Annotated in this window: 6 protein-coding genes and 1 pseudogene; 3 read left to right on the top strand and 4 right to left on the bottom strand. The window is 34.9% G+C overall.

What is annotated here, in order from left to right:
- Window positions 1-329: 329 nt before the first annotated feature.
- Complete coding sequence (locus CBG25_RS14280; RefSeq protein WP_290607436.1) at window positions 330-527, top strand: hypothetical protein; 198 nt, start codon at window positions 330-332, stop codon at window positions 525-527.
- A 56-nt stretch (window positions 528-583) separates the two neighbouring features.
- Window positions 584-940, top strand: a pseudogene (locus CBG25_RS14275) (hypothetical protein); the annotation flags it as partial.
- Here CBG25_RS14275 and CBG25_RS14270 read toward each other — a convergent pair.
- From CBG25_RS14270 to CBG25_RS14255, 4 genes are all read right to left on the bottom strand, one after another.
- Window positions 897-1307, bottom strand: a complete 411-nt coding sequence (locus CBG25_RS14270; RefSeq protein ID WP_290607432.1) for a transposase — start codon at window positions 1305-1307, stop codon at window positions 897-899. The pseudogene CBG25_RS14275 and the gene CBG25_RS14270 sit on opposite strands and share 44 nt — an antisense overlap.
- Before the next feature lie 134 nt (window positions 1308-1441).
- Complete coding sequence (locus tag CBG25_RS14265; RefSeq protein ID WP_290607430.1) at window positions 1442-1843, bottom strand: transposase; 402 nt, start codon at window positions 1841-1843, stop codon at window positions 1442-1444.
- 138 nt (window positions 1844-1981) lie between these two features.
- Window positions 1982-2260, bottom strand: a complete 279-nt coding sequence (locus tag CBG25_RS14260) for a hypothetical protein (RefSeq protein ID WP_290607428.1) — start codon at window positions 2258-2260, stop codon at window positions 1982-1984.
- A gap of 13 nt (window positions 2261-2273) precedes the next feature.
- A complete protein-coding gene (locus tag CBG25_RS14255; protein ID WP_290607427.1) occupies window positions 2274-2690 on the bottom strand; it encodes a transposase in 417 nt (138 codons plus the stop codon).
- 203 nt (window positions 2691-2893) lie between these two features.
- Between CBG25_RS14255 and CBG25_RS14250 the strand changes: the two genes are divergently transcribed.
- The gene (locus CBG25_RS14250; protein WP_290607425.1) at window positions 2894-3079 is read left to right on the top strand and encodes a hypothetical protein; all 186 of its coding nucleotides are present in this window, start codon (window positions 2894-2896) and stop codon (window positions 3077-3079) included.
- The last annotated feature ends 75 nt before the right edge of the window (window positions 3080-3154 follow it).

Here is a 3154-nt window from a genome sequence, read left to right as displayed (position 1 = left end):
ACTGCTTACTTGCAAGAATATTTTATAGATATCTTTAATGCATGGATAACCGGACAAAATATGAACATCCTGATTTTTTCTTGTTTTTAAATTTATACTTCTTTTTTAGAGACTGCGAAACTCGTGTGATCAAGATATAAGTGCAGAGTTGTTCGTGATAAGTCCCAGTGGATTCAAGAGTAATCCTTACATCTTCGAGTAAACATTTTTGGTTTTTCAGCCACTCAATCAATGTCTTAGCTGAATGGTGATCATTTTTACACGAGTTTCGCAGTCTCTAAAAAAGAAGTATAAATTTAAAAACAAGAAAAAATCAGGATGTTCATATTTTGTCCGGTTATCCATGCATTAAAGATATCTATAAAATATTCTTGCAAGTAAGCAGTGTAAGATACTCTAGTTTGGCGTTATCAGAAGTCAGCCCATCGCCTTTATCTCATGACACGGTTAGCCGATGGTTAAAAAGTAGATGTTTCCGCCCTAAAGAGGCTGTCGCAAAAGGGGTATTTACAATAAAAATAATTTAATTTTTTCTTTAAAATCAAAATATTGAAATCATTAAAAACATGATACTACCTCTTTTGCGACAGCCTCTAAAGACCTATGGCGATTAGTTGAACCTTCTATAGACAAAAAAAGCCCTTGTGTACTAATTGCCGATGATACATTGATTGCCAAAACACGTAGTAGAAAAATAGAGATGGTTCATTATCAATATTCAGGTAATAAGCATGATGTTATTGCTGGCATAGGTTTGGTTAATTTGCTTTGGCATGATCTGACAAGTGTTGAATCAATTCCTATTGACTATCGTATTTATGATAAAGATTCTGATGGAAAAACAAAAAACACGCACTTTTCCGAAATGCTGGCTCTTGCACGAGTTTCGCACAAAACTAATTTGGGTACGCTAATAAAACACGGATGTGCTCAGCAATAGCATTTTTGATTACGTCCCAATTTTGTTGATAAAGGGTTATTTTTTCAGATATACGACGTTTATGTTGTTCAAACCACGCAGAAATAGCGAGAAAAATATGATTTCTTTGCGCTCGGCTCGTGCGAGCCTGACAGCGTTCAATACCACAATTTTGTTTAACTTCTCGATGATAAACTTCAACAGACCAACGGGCATCCATGATAGATTTGACGTATTCACGGGTGGGATTCTCTTTGTTTGTTACCATGTAATCAATACGGCCGTTTTTGGCTGTAAATTTGAAAACAGTCACCCAACCGTAGCCTCGTAAGTGTATTGGAGTTCCTTCTTCTGAGATGTCTAACTTGTTCAGTTGTTTATTATGCACGAGTTTCGCACAGGCATATAAAATTCTAAAAATGGCTTAAAAGCAATGATTAATCTGCAAGTTACTAAAAAACATAAATTTTCTTAAATTACAATAAGTTGTATTTGATTTATAAGGTTTTGACTATTTATATATCATGCTGAATTAAACTTAAAAATAGAGCGTTTTTTTATTGGTGCGAAACTCGTGTTATGGTTAACAATCCTGTTTTTCCTCAGCGTGGTTACCCAGACCCAACCATGAGAGCGAATTGATTTCAGATTATCTAGGCTAGAATACCAGGCATCCATCACTACCGCTTCTGGCATGATCCCTCTTTTTTTAGCAAGAGCCAGCATTTCGGAAAAGTGCGTGTTTTTTGTTTTTCCATCAGAATCTTTATCATAAATACGATAGTCAATAGGAATTGATTCAACACTTGTCAGATCATGCCAAAGCAAATTAACCAAACCTATGCCAGCAATAACATCATGCTTATTACCTGAATATTGATAATGAACCATCTCTATTTTTCTACTACGTGTTTTGGCAATCAATAAGCCTGTTGCTCAATAGCAAAATTAATTGTGACTTACAAAAAAACCAGCTATTGATGATAAAATCATCAATTTTTGAATTAAAAATGACCTATATAAGATTAAAAAATAACTTATTTTTGTGTTTTTTAGATGTATCTAACTTGTTTTTATTGAAAGCAGTTTTATTTCACTATTGAGCAACAGGCTTAATGTATCATCGGCAATTAGTACACAAGGGCTTTTTTTGTCTATAGAAGGTTCAACTAATCGCCATAGGTCTTTAGGGCGGAAACATCTACTTTTTAACCATCGGCTAACCGTGTCATGAGATAAAGGCGATGGGCTGACTTCTGATAACGCCAAACTAGAGTATCTTACACTGCTTACTTGCAAGAATATTTTATAGATATCTTTAATGCATGGATAACCGGACAAAATATGAACATCCTTATTTTTTCTTGTTTTTAAATTTATACTTCTTTTTTAGAGACTGCGAAACTCGTGGAGTAGCCATATGTAAACGAAGTTCATCTCGCTGTTTATCTTCCGGATAGCGTTTTATTTTCCTTCCATCTTTGGATTGTGTACATTGTTTTTTTTGCTCGCATTGGGCGCAATTAACACAGCCATAAACCTTATAGCTCCTCGTGTTTTCTGAAGCTAAAACTGTACTTTTCAGGGATAACTGATGGTCGGCAGGACAAGTATAAATATCTTTTTCAGTATCATAAATAAATAAGGCTTTCGGATAGATTTTTCTTAGAATCTGCCGGTTAGAATTTTCAGAGCAAAACAGCTCAATTTGATATTTTTTTGTCTCAGCTATCACTGCGTCATGGAAATAACCGGCATCCAATAACAACACGAGTTTCGCACCAATAAAAAAACGCTCTATTTTTAAGTTTAATTCAGCATGATATATAAATAGTCAAAACCTTATAAATCAAATACAACTTATTGTAATTTAAGAAAATTTATGTTTTTTAGTAACTTGCAGATTAATCATTGCTTTTAAGCCATTTTTAGAATTTTATATGCCTGTGCGAAACTCGTGTAAGATACTCTAGTTTGGCGTTATCAGAAGTCAGCCCATCGCCTTTATCTCATGACACGGTTAGCCGATGGTTAAAAAGTAGATGTTTCCGCCCTAAAGACCTATGGCGATTAGTTGAACCTTCTATAGGGCACCTCGAAAAACCTAAGCCGAGTTTGATTTTGCTGATAAAGTTATCGGAAGCTGGTCTACTGAGCTAACCACCATGAAGAAACGCAGCGCCATTAAGAATGACCTCTTTGCAAACCAGTATCACCAACAGACGATCGACAAGT

The sequence above is a fragment of the Arsenophonus sp. ENCA genome (assembly GCF_002287155.1).
Classification (GTDB): domain Bacteria; phylum Pseudomonadota; class Gammaproteobacteria; order Enterobacterales; family Enterobacteriaceae; genus Arsenophonus; species Arsenophonus nilaparvatae.
This window is presented reverse-complemented; position numbering and strand designations above follow the sequence as displayed.